This window comes from Eubacterium uniforme, assembly GCF_900167115.1.
GTDB classification, from domain to species: domain Bacteria; phylum Bacillota; class Clostridia; order Lachnospirales; family Lachnospiraceae; genus Eubacterium_S; species Eubacterium_S uniforme.
In genome coordinates this window covers 140,650-157,215 of the sequence record NZ_FUXZ01000009.1, presented here as the reverse complement: position 1 = coordinate 157,215, position 16,566 = coordinate 140,650, and the positions used below count along the sequence as shown (strand labels likewise).

Sequence of the window (16,566 nt, the reverse complement as noted above, 5' to 3'; positions counted from 1 at the left end):
GGCGTAAGATGATTTCGTGGTTAGTAAGTAATTTAGGAACAATTATTATTTCTATACTGCTTATAATTATGGTTGTATTTATCATTCGTAAATTGATAAATGATAAAAAACGAGGAATATCTTCTTGCGGCGGGAACTGTGCACATTGTAATATGTGTTCAGGCATAAGGAAAAATAAATAGAGTTTTAAAGCGCTATGAGCAATGCTTGTAGCGCTTTTTGTTTAGAAAATTTTTCATTAAGCAAATTTAATTAAATTATTGCTTGAGTAGATTTGTCTGATATGTTATAAATAAATGTGGTTAGCGTATGCTAACTGACATTGCGGGATGAGTAACGTATGATTATTATTTTGTTTTTTAGGGATTATTGAATTAGTCATAGTGCTCATCCTTATAAAACACAATTCGGAAGGAGATTAGAAAATGTATTTAGAAATTGAAAAAGTAGTCGGAAGAGAAATTCTTGATTCAAGAGGAAATCCTACAGTTGAGGCAGAAGTATATCTTATCGACGGAACGGTTGGCAGAGGAACAGCACCAAGTGGAGCTTCAACAGGAGAGTTTGAGGCCCTTGAACTACGTGATGGTGATAAGGAAAGATATTTAGGAAAAGGTGTACAGAAAGCTGTAGAAAACATAAATACAACTATTAATGATGTGCTTGTTGGTATTGATGCATCTGATACATATGCAGTTGATGCTGCCATGATCAAGGCTGATGGTACTAAGGATAAGTCAAATCTTGGAGCAAATGCTATTCTTGCTGTTTCAATTGCAGCAGCACGTGCAGCTTCAATCGCGCTTGATATTCCACTTTATAGATTTTTAGGTGGCGTACAGGGTAATAAGCTTCCAGTTCCAATGATGAATATTTTAAATGGTGGAGCTCATGCTGATAGCGCAGTTGATACACAGGAATTTATGATTATGCCTGTAGGTGCTCCTACATTTAAGGAAGCACTTAGATGGTGTGCTGAAGTATTCCACAAACTTAAGAGCCTAATTAAGGATATGGGTGATGTAACAGCTGTTGGTGATGAGGGTGGATTTGCTCCAAATCAGTTAAAGAGTGATGAAGAAGCAATTGAAAAGATCCTTGAAGCTATTAAGGCAGCAGGTTTTGAACCTGGTAAAGACTTTATGATTGCAATGGATGCAGCATCATCAGAGTGGAAAAGTGAAAAAGGCAAAGGATTCTATAAACAGCCTAAGTCAGGTAAGGAATTTACATCTGATGAACTTATTGCTCATTGGGAATCGCTTGTTGATAAATATCCAATTATCTCAATTGAAGATGGCCTTGATGAAGAGGACTGGGAAGGTTGGAAGAAGATGACAGAAAAGATTGGTCATAAGGTTCAGTTAGTTGGAGATGATTTGTTTGTAACAAATACAGAGAGACTATCAAAGGGTATTGAACTTGGAGCAGGTAACTCAATTTTGATTAAGTTAAATCAGATTGGATCTGTTTCAGAAACACTTGAAGCTATTAAGATGGCTCATAAGGCTGGATATACAGCAATTTCATCACATCGTTCTGGTGAAACAGCTGATACGACAATTGCAGATTTGGCAGTTGCTCTTAATACTTGTCAGATTAAGACTGGTGCACCAAGCCGTTCAGAAAGAGTTGCTAAATATAATCAGTTACTTAGAATTGAAGAAGAACTTGGAGAGTCAGCAGTTTATCCACAGATGGGTGCATTTAATGTAAAATAATAAACATGTAAAAGTTAAGCTGGTTAGATTATTCTAACCGGCTTTTTTTATATGCGTAAATTTAAAAAAAATTTGTTTAAGACTATAAATAGTCGTTTATTTGAGTTATAATATTACTATATATGAGAACGGATAAAATTGGTTTTTACGTAATGATTAATAACCCAAATATGTATTGGGAGAAGGGAGATAATCCGATTTTTTGATAAGGCTAATTGGATTTAATTGAAGGTATGTCTAAGGAGAAGGTTTTTAATATTGGGGTTATGATTGGCAATGTTCATACTCAGCATCCGATGGAATTAATACGAGGGATAAGTGAAGCCGCTAAGGGTGAGAATGTTAATATATCCTTTTTTGTTGGCGCGCAGGGTAATGCATTAGATTTTTGGGAAGGAGATGAAGATGATTATAATTCATATAATTATCAATATAATTCCCTTTATGATTATTCGCTAATTGCTGGTCTTGATGCTATTATTATTTCTTATGGAACATTATGTATATATCTTGAAAATGAAAATAGAGAAGAATTTGCTAAGAAATATAGAAGTGTTCCGCTTGTTATACTTGAAGAGTATGACGAGGACTCTTGTGACAGTTTTATTATTAGTGATAATTTTGGAAGTATGTATAATATTGTTGAACATTTACTTTCTGATCATGGCTATAAGAGGATTGTTTATTTAAGTGGACCTATAAATAATACGGATTCTAATGAGAGAGAGCGTGCATATCTAGAAGCAATGAAGGCTCACGAACTTGAAGTTACAAGTGAGATGGTAGAATATGGGGATTATTCTTCTAACGTAGATGATTTAGTTGAAAAACTTTTAGATAATAACGAAGGTGTTGAAGCTATTGTATCGGCTAACGATGAAATGGCTATTAGTATATATAATGTTTGTAGAAGAAGAGGACTTGTTCCTGGAAGAGATATTGCGGTAACAGGCTATGATGATGTAGAATTTGCTCAACGTATGGATCCACCGCTTACAACTGCTAATCAGGATGGTTTGGATATGGGATATCGAGCGCTTAAATGTGCAGTTGCATTATGCAAGGATCCTACAAATCCGATAAAAATGAAGATTCCTGCTAAGTTTTTAAAACGTCAGTCCTGTGGTTGTAAGATACATCATGTTGATAAGGAATTAGAACTTGTTGATGTTCTAGAAAAGATAGAAAAACTATCAGATAAAGAACAGATACAAAAGGCTGTTTCAATTGCAACTGTTGGCTCATATAAGAGTGTAGTATCTGAAGAAGGTAGAAATAAGGGAAAAGCATATTTTGAATTTTTGATTTCCAATCTTTTAGAATTGGATGATTTAAATGACGATGAAAAACGTGAACTCGCTGATTCACTGCTTTTACAAGTTCAAAATCTATGTGCTGATGAAGGGTGTAAAAATATTGAATTTTCAGGATTTTTAAGATCTTTCCAGCAAATAATGCGTTTCTTTATGGAAAGAGAAAAGGAGACTGACGTACTTGTTCTCCTTGGTAGAATTCTTGAACTAACAGATAATTATGTTACATCTTTTGTTATGAGAAAAGATGAAGAAGATATAATGATGTTGCTTACAAAGAGTTGGGCAGCACCTACATCTATAAAATATATGATTGATAAAGCTGATGATGAGAATGCATTTAATTGTTTAGCTATAGAGACGGCTATTGATCAGGGAGCAAAGAGTGCTTATCTTTATCTTCTTCCAGAACCATTAAAGTGCGATAGAAAAATGGAATTTGTATGTCCAGATTGTTTGGAACTTGTGGCGAAACATATAAATGGAAAAGTAGAAGTATATGATAGGGGAAAACGACCAGTTGTAACAAAAGAGAATGGATTTGCTTCGCTTTTTCCAGATTCATCAAAACATAGTTATGTTGTATTTTTGTTATTTGCAAAGGAATATCAATATGGAATTATGCTTTGCGAAATAGATGATACTTCCATAGGTATGCTTTATGGAGTTTCACTTCAGATTAGTACGGCTCTTGCTTATATGCAGATTAGTAAGCAGGAAAACGAAGCTAAACAGCAGTTGTTTGATACTTTGAAAGAGCTTAGAGATAAAAATGAAATGTTAAGTTTTGTATCATCGATGGATGCTCTTACAGGAATATACAACAGACGTGGATTTATTGAAAATGTTGTAGATGCGATAAATGAAAATGTTGGTAAGAAAGCTGCTTTGTTCTTTTCGGATTTAGATCATTTAAAGCAAATTAATGATGAGTTTGGACATCAGGATGGTGACTTCGCATTGATGAATGCTGCTAAGATTATGAAAGAAACATTTGATAGTTTTGGAAGTGAAAATGCTGTGTGCGGTCGTATTGGAGGCGATGAGTTTGTTTCTTTTATGATTTGCGAAAATGAAGACGATACTGAAAAAGTATTAGAAGAGTTGAAGTTACGAAGCAAGTTATTTAATGAGAAATGTGAAAAACCATATTATGTGGAATTTTCTACAGGTTGTTACACATTTGTTTGTAGAGCTGTATTCTCTGTAGCAGAACTTACAGGCAAAGCAGATGAATGTTTATATGAAGCTAAAAAGACTAGACGAGATAATATAGTTAAGTAAAAAGTATCATTTTAGATAACTGAAATAATTGGTCTTGTTTTTTATGTTTCAAAGTTATATAATATGTCAAAATAAGACGAAGGGAAAAATTATTATGTGTAAGTTAGTAACTAGATATTCATATATTATTATTGACGCTGTGCTTATAATTTGTAAGTATGGTGATATTTTGGTATATGAAAATAGTAGTTGCTAAGAAAGATATGATATTATTATTTAGTTTATAAAGATCATTTATCTTTTTTAGATAAATGGTCTTTTTTGTTTCCAAAAATAAATACATTTATAATAAATTTCAAGGAGAAAAATTATGGACTTAATAGTGTTAATCGGAAGTGGAGCAGTTGGAAAGATGACTGTAGGGCAGGAACTTATGAAAATTACGGATTTTAGACTTTTTCATAATCATATGATGATTGAACCAGTAATTGAAATATTTGGCAAGTTTAATGGTGCAGTTGTCAGCAAATTACGAGAGACCATAATGGATGAATTTTTAAAGACTAAATATCAGGGGATGATATTTACATTTATGTGGGCATTTGACATGAAAGAAGATTGGGATTATATAGCATCTGTAGCACGTAAGTTTGAGGAAACAGGTGGAACTGTATATTATGTAGAACTTGTTGCAGATAGAGCTGTAAGATTAGAAAGAAATAAAACAGAAAATAGACTTAGAAATAAAGCGTCAAAAAGAGATTTGGCAATATCAGAAGATAGAATTATCAGAGAAGAAACAAAGTACAGAATTGTAAGTAATGAAGGTGAGATACCATTTGCTAATTACATGAAAATTGATAATACTAATCTTGAACCAGATGTTGTTGCAAAAATGATTAAGGATAACTTTAATTTGCCAGATGTTTCAACAACTGAACTCGAAAATAAGGTGATTCTTGAAGAAGTGAGAGAAGATGAAGTTGAACAGTTACATAGTTTACAAGTAGATAGTTTTATGCCTTTGTATGAAAAATATCATGATGATTTATCACCAGCAATTGAGAGTGTTGGTAGGGTGAGAGAAAAGGTCAATGATGAAAATAGAACATTTTACTTTATTGTAAAAGATGGTGCAAGAGTAGGTGGTGTTTGTACTTCTTATGGTAGAGTTAATAATGATAATGGTTTTACTATTGATAAGAATGTAGTTTACATAAGTCCAATTTTTGTTCATCCTAAATATCAGAATCTTCATATTGGACAAGTTGCTATTAAAAAGTTATTTGATATGTATAATGGTGTGAAAATATGGAAGTTATGGACTATACTTGAGGAAGAAGGTAATTGTCATTTTTATGAAAAATGCGGATTTGTAAAAACTGGTGAAGTACAAAAAATTAAAGATGATATGAGTCTTGTAGAGTATGAAAGATAAAAATGTTTATATTACAAAATGTAAGATATATATTGCATTATGCAATGTAAAATGATACAATCGAAAATATGAAAGGACGATTCATGTAATTAGTTTTAAAGTTTAATGGAGGGAAAGAAATGTTTAAGAATAATAAAGTTGTTGATGAGCGACTTCATAAAAAATCAAGTGAATTAGGTGCACGAATGTTTCCGGTTTTAGGTATAATAGAGTTAGTGTTTCTAATTGTTAAGATAGCATGTGGCTTGCCATTTATGGTTTATGTATTAGAGATATGTATTTTGGTAGGTGGTGTTGTAATGTGGCTTTTTGAAGAACTTCGCTTTGGAACATTGTTTGTAAAGGAAAAAGATGATATTTTAAAAGAGTTATCTAATAAAGCTAAATCACAAGCTTTTATGATGATGTTTTGGATTGTTATAATTGGTGAATTATTATATATATTTTTGATTGATAAAAAATATTATTTTTGGGTGCTTACATACATTGTAAGCTGGTTGCCATGTGCTATTTACATTACGATTTCTGCAGTCTCAGGAGGAATACTAGTATTTGGAAGTAAGCAGAAAGAAAAGAATGTAAAAAAAGATTTAGCTATAAGAACTTTCTTTGGTTCGATATTCTTTGGGTTTGTAACAGGAACAGGATTTTATATACGTGATGGTGCTTTTTATCCTAAGGGATTAATTGGGGTAGTATTATTAGCAGCAGGATGGGGGATTCCTTTCTATTTTATGTTTATAGGAATCATGAAACTTTCTGAAAAGAAAGCTGATAAAAATATAGAAAAAGTAGATGATAGAGATGAAAAATAAGAGAATGAAAATTGCCCGAGTGGAATGTGATATGACGCAGGAACAATTAGCGGATGCTGTGGGTGTAACGAGACAAACAATTGGATTAATTGAAGCAGGGAAATATAACCCTAGTATTTCTTTATGTATTGAGATTTGTAAGGCTTTAAATAAATCACTTGATGATTTGTTTTGGCCGGAAAGCTAGTAGGGGGGAATATAAACATGGAAAAAGAGAATTATGAAGATTCGATAAAAGACATTTTAGATTAACAAATTTGAATTTAGTAGAGGTATTAGTATGAAAGTATTTATTGTATATTGCCATCCTTCAAAGGATAGTTTTACGAATGATGTATATAAATCTTTTGAACGGGGGTTAAGAGATGCAGGTCATGAGATTATTATATCTGATTTATATGATATGAATTTCAAAACGGATATAAGTGAAGAAGAATATTTACGAGAAACATATTACAGAATTGATGGAATAAAATCAAAAGATGTCTTGATTGAACAGAAAAAAATACAGAGCAGTGATGCGATTGTGTTTATATATCCTGTATTTTGGACAGAAGCACCTGCAAAACTTGTGGGTTGGTTTGATCGAATTTGGACAACAGGATTTGCTTATAAACCAGATCCTACGATGAAGGTTCTTGAAAAAGCATTATTTATAGTTTGCGCAGGAAAATCAATGAAATCTCTTATTGAAACAGGGGAAAAGAGTGCGATGGAAACAGTAATGTTGGGAGATAGAATTCGTGATAGAGCGAAAGAAAAAGAAATGGTTATTTTTGATAATGTAACGCATTGGAATGAAGAGGCACGAAGTGAGAACATTCCTTTACATCTTTCCAAGGCTTATGAAATGGGTATAAAATTTTGAAACTTAGAAGAGTAAAATATATAACATAAGGAGAGTTGTTGTTTGGTAAAACGTAGACAAGCATGGTTCGTTTTGAGCTACTGGTAAAACAATCACGGACGGAAGAAAAGAATTTGAACAATATATTTCTACAGTGAGGAAAATATAAGATCGTTTAATTCTGTCAATTACTCTAAATCCATTGAAAAACCAAGGTTTTTGTGATAGTATTAAACAGTTGTGTTAAGGTGGTTTTCTTGAAGAAAATTAACCTTATAAATTCAAGAAAGAGGATAATGATATGAAACTAGGAATCGTTGGTCTTCCTAATGTAGGAAAGAGTACACTTTTTAATTCGCTTACAAAGGCTGGTGCTGAATCAGCTAACTATCCATTCTGTACAATTGATCCTAATGTTGGTATTGTTACAGTTCCGGATGAAAGACTAGATAAATTAACAGAAATGTATAATTCAAAGAAGACAACTCCAGCTGTTATCGAATTTGTTGATATTGCTGGTCTTGTAAAGGGAGCTTCAAAGGGTGAAGGGCTTGGAAATCAGTTCCTTGCAAACATCAGAGAAGTAGATGCAATTGTTCACGTTGTTAGATGTTTTGAAAACACAAACATTATTCATGTTGATGGTAGCATCGATCCACTTAGAGATATTGAAACAATTAATCTTGAATTAGTATTTTCTGATATTGAAATTTTAGATAGAAGAAGAAGCAAGCTCATCAGAGTCGCAAGGAATGATAAGTCTGCAGCTAAAGAACTTGATTTAGTTGAAAGAATTATTGCTCACCTTGAGGGCGGTAATCTTGCAGCTTCATTTGCTACAGATGATGAAGATGAAATTGCATTTATGAGTGAATATAATCTTCTTACAAATAAGCCAGTTATTTATGCAGCAAATGTTTCTGAAGATGATTTAGCTGATGATGGTGCTTCAAATGAAGGCGTTCAGAAAGTTAGAGCATATGCTAAGGAAAATGGTAGTGAAGTTTTCGTTATTAGTGCTGAGATTGAACAGGAGATTTCAGAACTCGATGATGATGAAAAGCAGATGTTCCTTGAAGATTTAGGTATTAAGGAATCTGGTCTTGATAAACTTATTAAGGCTAGTTATTCACTTCTTGGTCTTATTAGTTTCTTAACATCTGGTGAAGATGAAACAAGAGCTTGGACTATTAAGGAAGGTACAAAGGCTCCACAGGCAGCAGGTAAGATTCATACTGATTTTGAAAAAGGTTTCATTAAGGCTGAAGTTGTAAGCTATGATGATTTAATGAATTGTGGAACTTATGCAGCTGCAAGAGAAAAAGGACTTATTAGACTTGAAGGTAAGGATTATGTGGTAAATGATGGCGACATTATTCTTTTCAGATTTAATGTATAGAGGTAAAACATGTTAGCACAATTAAGTGTAGAATTCCCAAATTTTGGTATTAAGTTTCATGATATGCCGATTGGTGTGGATTTTGGAAGTTTTCATATTGCTTTCTATGGAATGTTCATTGGACTTGGTATGATTCTGGGGACTCTTATTAGTTTGAATTATGTTAGAAAAATCGGATATGATGTTGAAGATTTTCTTGATTTGGCTTTAGGCATAATAGCTTTTTGCCTAGTTGGAGCAAGGGCATACTATGTATTGTTCCGATGGGATTATTATAGTAAAAATCCTAAGGAAATAATTATGCTTAAGGAAGGTGGACTTGCGATATATGGTGGAATTATAGCTGGAGCGATAGTTTGCTTTGTTTTCGTGAAGATAAAAAAGATTCCGTTTTTACTTGTCGCAGATGTTGCCATGGAAGGTTTGCTCCTTGGACAAATTCTTGGTAGGTGGGGAAATTTCACTAACAGAGAGTGTTTTGGAACAGCCTGCACAACTAAGAATCCACTGGCTATGCGAATATATTTTGATAAGTATTTTTCATCGTCTGACGTTCCGGATGTTGTTGCAAAAGGAATGGAGAAGATAACAGGAAAATCAATCGATGCTCTTGGATATATTCAGGTACATCCAACATACCTTTATGAATCACTTGGAAATCTTATTCTTTTAATTATAGTAATTATAGTTGCTAGTAAGAAGAAATATGATGGACAGATGTTCTTTACATATCTTATAGGATATGGTGTGGTTAGATTTTTGGTTGAAGGTATTAGAACAGATCAGTTACAGATTGGAAATACAGGGATTGCTGTTTCACAGGCTTTATCAGGAGTATTGTTCGTATGTGGAATTTTACTTATGGTTTTCAATTCTAAGGTAAGTAAAACGTTAATTGGTAAGAATAGATTTGGAACAGAAGAAATAGTTGTTAAAGAAGGTTCTAAAGAAGAAGTGAAAGAAACTTCAGAAGATTAATAATAGATAGCAATGATTTACATAAAATCTATTTGCTGGGAAATGAGTATAAAGCACATTGGTAATTTTTACTAATGTGCTTTGTCTATTTTTAACAAAATTTAATTGGATTGTGGTGGGCGAAAATCCCCACCACAATATATAGTGGGTCCTTTTGTGGGAGCCACTTTTTTTATTGGAAAATCAAGGAAAATCAAGGAAAAAACCCTTGCGAAATGAAAAAAACTAATGTAGAATATCAAATAAGTGGTGAAAAGTGTCGAATTGTGGTGAAGAATGGGGAACATGTAACATAATATGTTTTAAAAGGCACATTGAAACCAAAAAAGTATGAATTAGATTAAGTGGATTCACGATTCAGGGAAGGAGGAAAACTACATATGTTTATTGGACAGTATACATACAGTCTTGATGCAAAAGGTAGAGTTGTTATTCCTCCAAAGTATCGTGAAGAGTTAGGTGAAGAATTTGTTATATCAAAAGGCATGGATGGTTGTTTAAGAATTTATACAACTGACGCTTGGAAAGACTTTTGTGATAAGTTAAGCGCATTGCCACAGACTTCGAAAGATGCCCGTCATTTTGCTCGTTTTTTCCTCGCGGGTGCTAACTCTCTTGAACCAGACAAACAGGGAAGAGTATTAATCCCTCAGGTATTAAGAGAGTTCGCATCCCTAGAAAAAGATGTGATGATTATTGGTGTAAATAATTATGTCGAAATATGGGATGTTAATAAATATGATGAGGTTAATGACATCAGTGAAGAAGAGCTTGATGAAATCTCAGAGAAAATGTTTGAGAACGGCTTCGTATTATAAGCCGAAAAGAAGGAGCTGCTATGGAGTTTAAACATAAATCGGTATTGTTAGATGAAACAATTGAAGGATTAAATATTAAACCTGACGGTATTTATGTTGATGGAACTTTAGGTGGCGGCGGTCATTCATATCATATAGCTTCTAGGCTTTCAGATAAGGGAAGACTCATTGGTATAGATCAGGATAAGGATGCTATAAAGGCTGCAAGCGAAAGACTTAAAGAGTTTGGAGATAAGGTAACTATTGTAAGAGATAATTACACAAACTTTAGAAAAGTACTTGATGATTTAAATGTTGAAAAAGTTGATGGAATCTTACTTGATATTGGAGTTTCTTCTTATCAATTAGATAACACAGAAAGAGGCTTTTCATATAATGCAGATGCACCACTTGATATGAGAATGGATGACAGACAAAAACTTACAGCTAAAGATATTGTAAATGAATATGATGAACAAACTCTATTTAGAATAATTAGAGATTATGGTGAAGATAAATTTGCTAAGAATATTGCAAAACATATCGTAGCCGCAAGAAGAGAGAAAGAGATTGAGACAACGGGAGAACTTGTAGAGATAATAAGTGGAGCCATTCCTAAAAAATTACAGAAGAATGGTAATCCTGCAAAGAAAACATTTCAAGCTATCAGAATTGAATTGAATCATGAGCTTGATGTTTTAAAAGAATCAATAGACGGTATGATTGATTCACTTAACATAGGGGGAAGACTTTGCATTATAACTTTTCATTCTTTAGAAGATAGAATTGTTAAGCAAAAGTTTAAAGTAAATGAAAATCCATGCACATGTCCACCAAATTTTCCGGTGTGTGTATGTGGGAAGGTTAGCAAGGGACGAATAATTACAAGAAAACCTATCGTTCCAAGTGATGAGGAAATAGCAGAAAATAAAAGATCAAAAAGTTCTAAGTTAAGAATTTTTGAAAAGGGGATATAATATGGCAGATTATAACAACAGAAGAAGTAATTCGAGAAGACAAATTGAAAATAGAAATCATTCTTCAAGAAATCGTAGAAGAAATGATTCTTATATACATGGTAACGTAGTTACTGCTCCACAGTATGAGGAAGCTCCAAGAAGATCTAGAGTATACAGAGATGGTAAAAGAGTTGCTGATACTAAGAAGGGCATTAGATACAGAGAGGCGATGGCACATTATAGCCTTCCATACTGTTTTGTTATATGCGTTTTAGTTGCAGTTACAATTTATCTTGGTATATTAAGCATCAAGGTTAATAATGACGTTACTAAGAAACAGAATAGTATAAATCAGTTAGAGCAGGAGATTAATATTTTGACTTCTGAAAATGAAGTATATAATTATAATGTTAATAGTTATGTAGATACTGATTATATTATTAAGACTGCTAAGAAGAAACTTGGTATGGTTGAGGCCAAACCAGACCAGATTAATTATTATAAGAAATCATCTTCGGAATATATGAAGCAACTTGAGGATATTCCGGAAAAATAAAAGTGGGATGGAAAAATGCGTAGACGTAGAAGAAACGTATTCAATAATAAAATGTCGCGAACACTAACTGTTTTGTATCTAGGGATACTGGCAGTTTTGTTTGCGTTATGCGTTATAATAGCAAAAATAAATAGAGATAAGGGTGATGATTATACAATTACAGTATTAAATCAGCAGAATAATACAAGTAGAAAGATTCCTTATAAGCGTGGTGATATTATTGACAGAAATGGATACACACTTGCAACAAGCGTCAAGGTTTATAACTTGATTTTGGATGCAAAGATGATGCTTGAAAAAAAGGAATATTTAGAAGCTACTGTTTCTGCGTTAGTTAAGAGTTTTGATTTAAATGAAACAGAACTTAGAGAAACAATTAATGCTAATAAGGATAGTAGATATATTGTAGCCTTAAAAGGAATAGAGTATGAAAAAGTTAAACCGTTTCAGGAATTACAAAAGGATACAAAGAATAACCCAGATATAATGGGTGTGTGGTTTGAAACGGAATATGTTAGAAAATATCCATATAATGAATTAGGAAGTAAGGTTATCGGTTTTACAAACTCAGGTAACTCAGCTGACTGGGGCATTGAAGGATACTACTGCGACGAACTTAATGGTGTTGACGGTAGAGAATATGGATATGTAAACTCTGATAACAACATGGAAAAAGTTATCAGAAACGCAACCAATGGATACAACATTACTTCAACTCTCGATATGGAAATTCAGAAGATAGTTGAAAAGAAAATCAAGGATTATAAGAAGGAAACAAAGGCAAAAAGAATCGCTGTCATGATAGCTGATCCAAATACAGGCGAGATTCTTTCGATGGCGGATGATATGTCTTATGACTTAAATAATCCTAGAGATTTATCAGACTTTTTCTCTAAGAAAGAGTTAAAGAAAATGTCTGACGAGGACCAACTTAATGAACTTAATAAGTTATGGAGATGCTATTGTATAAACGATAGTTTTGAACCGGGTTCAACAGCTAAGCCATTTACTGTGGCAGCTGCATTAGAAGAAGGTCTTGTTAGTACTAATGATACTTTTTATTGTGATGGTTCAGAAAATGTTGGTGGATGGAACATTCATTGTTCAGGTACACATGGAACACTTACATTAGAAGGTACTATTGTTAATTCATGTAATGACGCGTTGATGCAAATAGGTGCTAAGCTAGGTGCATCAACCTTCTCAAATTATCAGACCAGATTTGGATTTGGAGTCAGAACCGGAATTGACCTCTCCGGAGAGACTCCAGGCCTGGTCTATGATGAAAAAGATATTAATAGTTCAACACTTGCAACAAATGCATTTGGTCAGAACTTTACAGTAAATATGATGCAGATTGAGGCTGGATTCTGTTCACTAGTTAATGGCGGAAATTATTATCAGCCTAGAGTAGTAAGAGAAATAGTTGATGAGAAAGGAAATGTTATTAAGAATTTCTCGAAGACATTAATTAAACAGACTATTACACAGGATACATGTGATTTTGAAAGAAAAGCTCTTAGAGAAACGGTTCTTTCAGGTACTGGTTTTAGAGCAGAAGTTCCAGGTTATACAGTTGGTGGTAAAACAGGTACAGCTGAAAAATCACCTAGAGGTAGTGGTGAATATGTACTTTCGTTTATAGGTGCTGTTCCTATCGAAGATCCTCAGGTTGTATGTTACGTTGTAGTTGATACTCCTGAAAAAGATCCTGATAATAGTGCTTATGCAACTATCTTCTATAACAAAATTATGTCAGAAGTATTGCCATATTTAAATATTCCAAAGACTGAAACGAAGGAAGAGGCTGATAGAGCTAAGGCAAATAAGAAGTCAGATGACGAGAATTATGAAAGCAATATTATAGAAGGTGAAAACAGTGGTATCGTTGATAACGAAGGTAATTACGGCGGTGCAACTGGTGCTGATAATACAGATGAACAGGATAATGCTCAGAATGATGCAGCTGATAATCCTGATGCAAATGGTGAAGCTGATGCGGCTGGTGAACCTGCAGATAATCAGGGTGAAGTTGCGAATGTTGAATAAAAAGTATATAATTGATAATTGTTTTATAAAAATAGAAAGTAATTAGTTAGTGGCGAAAGGCTATTAACATCTAGGAGGCATAAAATGAGTGAAGTGGTTAAGACTGTAGAGTTATCATTTCTTGTAGCGTTTGTAACAGGAGTGATTTTAGGACCTATAGTAATTCCGTTCTTGAAAAAACTAAAATTTGGACAGTACATCAGGGAGGAAGGACCAGAAGCTCATAAAAGTAAAGCGGGAACACCTACAATGGGTGGTATGATTTTCCTTGTTGCTTTATGTGTATCAGTTTTGATATCATGTTTTGTTTTAGATGATATACATGTAAAAAACAGCCTTGCTATTTTAGCAATTACGCTTATATATGGACTAATTGGTTTTGGTGATGACTTTATTAAAGTTGTTATGAAAAGAAACCTTGGTCTTACAGCAATTCAGAAGATGAGCTTTCAGTTTATAGGATCAGCTCTTTTCGCTGCGTACCTTGTAAAGATTGCGAAAGTTGGAACTAAAGTCAATATTCCTTATACAGGATTTGATCTTGAACTTGGATTTTTGTTTGTTCCGTTTGTTATGTTCGTTATTATTGGTACAGCAAATGGTTCTAATTTCACTGATGGTCTTGATGGCCTTGCAAGTTCAGTTACAATTCCGATTGCAGTATTTTTAGGAGTTGTATCTATTAAGAAGGGCGCAGGTGTGGAATGTGTATGTTTTGCATTTGCTGGAGCTTTGGTAGCATTTTTGCTATTTAATACTTATCCAGCAAGAGTATTTATGGGAGATACAGGTTCTCTTGCTCTTGGTGCTTTCGTTAGTGGTACAGCATTTATTTTGAAGATGCCTATAGTTATTGTGATTATAGCTTTTATATATTTTGCGGAAGTTGTTTCAGTTATACTCCAGGTGCTTTATTTCAAAAAGACTGGTGGAAAGAGATTATTTAAAATGGCTCCAATCCATCATCATTTTGAACTTTGTGGATACGCTGAAACACAGGTTGTTTGTGCATTTGCTGTAACAACAACAATATTGTGCTTACTTGCATATCTTTCAATATAGTGATATTATAAGCATTTGAGAATAAATTATAATTTTGGAGTAGTTATGGAATTTAAAGGTAAGAAGTTTATAGTAGTTGGTGCAGGTATTAGTGGTATTGGTGCTGTAAGACTATTAGTAAACAGGGATGCAATTGTTACATTATATGATGGAAAATTAGATGAGGAGACTATTAAGGGTAAACTTGATAGTGACCTAGCTAATGTTAATATATCGACAGGAGAATTTAGTAAGGATTTAATTGATAATAACGACGTAATGGTTATTAGTCCTGGTGTCCCAATTGATAAGGATTTTATTATTGATTTTAAGAATGCTGGTAAGGAAGTGATTGGTGAAGTCGAACTTGCATATCTTTGTGCAAAGGGCAGACTAATTGCAATCACAGGTACAAATGGGAAAACAACAACAACAGCGCTTGTAGGTGAAATCTTAGCAAATTATTTCAAATCAAGTTTCGTTGTTGGTAATATTGGAAATGCATATACGCTTGAAGCAGATAAGATGACCGATGATACAGTTACGGTTGCTGAAATTAGTAGTTTCCAGATGGAAAGTGCTAAGGAGTTTCATCCAGCAGTTTCATGTGTTTTAAATGTAACACCTGATCATCTTGATAGACATAAAACTATGGAAAATTATACAGCATGTAAGATGATGGTTACAAAGAACCAGACTGAAGATGAAGTATGCGTACTTAATTATGAAGATGATATCTTAAGAGAAGAAGCTAAGAAACTTAAGTGTAAGATTACTTACTTTAGTAGCAAATCAATACTAAGTGATGGTTTCTATCTTGATGGAAAGAATATAGTTAAATCAGTGGAAGGAAAGAGTGAAGTTTTACTTTCAACTGATGATATGAAAATAGTTGGTGTTCATAATGCAGAGAATGCAATGGCTGCAATTGCAGTTAGTGATGCAATTGGAGTTCCTATGGACATTATTGTTGAAACAGTTAAAAACTTTAAGGCTGTTGCACATAGAATCGAATATGTAGATACAATTAATGATGTTGTATATTATAACGATTCAAAGGGAACGAATCCTGATGCAACAATTAAGGCTGTAGAAGCCATGGATAAACCTATTATTCTTATTGCGGGTGGATATGATAAGCATGTTTCATTTGCTGACATGGCTAAGGTTTTAGTTGGTAGAGTTAAAAAATTAGTTTTACTAGGTGAAACTAAACATGATATTGAAGCTGAAGCTAAAAAGGTTGGAGTAGATGATATTGTTATGGTTTCTTCTTTAGAAGAGGCAGTTAAGGTAAGTAGTGAAAGTGCTACAGCTGGAGATGTTGTTCTACTTAGTCCTGCATGTGCTAGCTGGGATATGTTTAAGAGTTATACTCAAAGAGGGGATTTGTTTAAAGAATATGTAAATAAGCTCAAATAGCTTTAAA

Annotated in this window: 15 protein-coding genes; all 15 read left to right on the top strand. The window is 33.4% G+C overall.

The window, feature by feature from the left end; all coding sequences use genetic code 11:
* The first annotated feature begins 8 nt into the window (after positions 1 to 8).
* The 15 genes from B5D16_RS08240 (at position 9) to murD (ending at position 16,559) form a co-directional block, all read left to right on the top strand.
* Positions 9 to 182 carry a FeoB-associated Cys-rich membrane protein gene (locus B5D16_RS08240; protein ID WP_078766506.1) on the top strand — a complete coding sequence of 58 codons (174 nt, stop codon included), beginning with the start codon at positions 9 to 11 and terminating at the stop codon, positions 180 to 182.
* Positions 183 to 425: 243 nt separating this feature from the next.
* On the top strand, positions 426 to 1,721 hold the full coding sequence (gene eno / locus B5D16_RS08235; protein WP_078766505.1) for a phosphopyruvate hydratase: 1,296 nt from the start codon (positions 426 to 428) through the stop codon (positions 1,719 to 1,721).
* 215 nt (positions 1,722 to 1,936) lie between these two features.
* Positions 1,937 to 4,318, top strand: coding sequence for a diguanylate cyclase domain-containing protein (locus B5D16_RS08230; protein WP_078766504.1), 2,382 nt, complete (start codon positions 1,937 to 1,939; stop codon positions 4,316 to 4,318).
* A 310-nt stretch (positions 4,319 to 4,628) separates the two neighbouring features.
* Positions 4,629 to 5,696, top strand: coding sequence for a GNAT family N-acetyltransferase (locus B5D16_RS08225; RefSeq protein ID WP_078766503.1), 1,068 nt, complete (start codon positions 4,629 to 4,631; stop codon positions 5,694 to 5,696).
* 119 nt (positions 5,697 to 5,815) lie between these two features.
* Positions 5,816 to 6,511 carry a DUF6773 family protein gene (locus B5D16_RS08220; protein ID WP_078766502.1) on the top strand — a complete coding sequence of 232 codons (696 nt, stop codon included), beginning with the start codon at positions 5,816 to 5,818 and terminating at the stop codon, positions 6,509 to 6,511.
* Entirely contained in the window at positions 6,501 to 6,698 is a 198-nt protein-coding gene (locus B5D16_RS08215; protein WP_078766501.1) for a helix-turn-helix transcriptional regulator, read from the top strand. Before B5D16_RS08220 ends, B5D16_RS08215 begins: the two co-directional genes overlap by 11 nt.
* 93 nt (positions 6,699 to 6,791) lie before the next feature.
* Positions 6,792 to 7,379: an NAD(P)H-dependent oxidoreductase gene (locus B5D16_RS08210; RefSeq protein ID WP_078766500.1), complete on the top strand. Its 588-nt coding sequence runs from the start codon at positions 6,792 to 6,794 to the stop codon at positions 7,377 to 7,379.
* 280 nt (positions 7,380 to 7,659) lie between these two features.
* Positions 7,660 to 8,757: a redox-regulated ATPase YchF gene (gene ychF / locus B5D16_RS08205; protein ID WP_078766499.1), complete on the top strand. Its 1,098-nt coding sequence runs from the start codon at positions 7,660 to 7,662 to the stop codon at positions 8,755 to 8,757.
* Positions 8,758 to 8,766: 9 nt separating this feature from the next.
* Entirely contained in the window at positions 8,767 to 9,735 is a 969-nt protein-coding gene (gene lgt, locus B5D16_RS08200; RefSeq protein WP_078766498.1) for a prolipoprotein diacylglyceryl transferase, read from the top strand.
* 380 nt (positions 9,736 to 10,115) lie between these two features.
* Positions 10,116 to 10,553: a division/cell wall cluster transcriptional repressor MraZ gene (gene mraZ, locus B5D16_RS08195; RefSeq protein WP_078766497.1), complete on the top strand. Its 438-nt coding sequence runs from the start codon at positions 10,116 to 10,118 to the stop codon at positions 10,551 to 10,553.
* Between the two features lie 20 nt (positions 10,554 to 10,573).
* Positions 10,574 to 11,509 carry a 16S rRNA (cytosine(1402)-N(4))-methyltransferase RsmH gene (rsmH, locus tag B5D16_RS08190; protein WP_078766496.1) on the top strand — a complete coding sequence of 312 codons (936 nt, stop codon included), beginning with the start codon at positions 10,574 to 10,576 and terminating at the stop codon, positions 11,507 to 11,509.
* A 1-nt stretch (position 11,510) separates the two neighbouring features.
* Entirely contained in the window at positions 11,511 to 12,047 is a 537-nt protein-coding gene (locus tag B5D16_RS08185; protein ID WP_078766495.1) for a septum formation initiator family protein, read from the top strand.
* Positions 12,048 to 12,098: 51 nt separating this feature from the next.
* The gene (locus tag B5D16_RS08180) at positions 12,099 to 14,096 is read left to right on the top strand and encodes a peptidoglycan D,D-transpeptidase FtsI family protein (RefSeq protein WP_159444343.1); all 1,998 of its coding nucleotides are present in this window, start codon (positions 12,099 to 12,101) and stop codon (positions 14,094 to 14,096) included.
* A gap of 84 nt (positions 14,097 to 14,180) precedes the next feature.
* Positions 14,181 to 15,158, top strand: a complete 978-nt coding sequence (gene mraY / locus B5D16_RS08175; protein ID WP_078766493.1) for a phospho-N-acetylmuramoyl-pentapeptide-transferase — start codon at positions 14,181 to 14,183, stop codon at positions 15,156 to 15,158.
* Positions 15,159 to 15,203: 45 nt separating this feature from the next.
* Positions 15,204 to 16,559: a UDP-N-acetylmuramoyl-L-alanine--D-glutamate ligase gene (gene murD / locus B5D16_RS08170; protein WP_078766492.1), complete on the top strand. Its 1,356-nt coding sequence runs from the start codon at positions 15,204 to 15,206 to the stop codon at positions 16,557 to 16,559.
* Positions 16,560 to 16,566 lie beyond the last annotated feature (7 nt).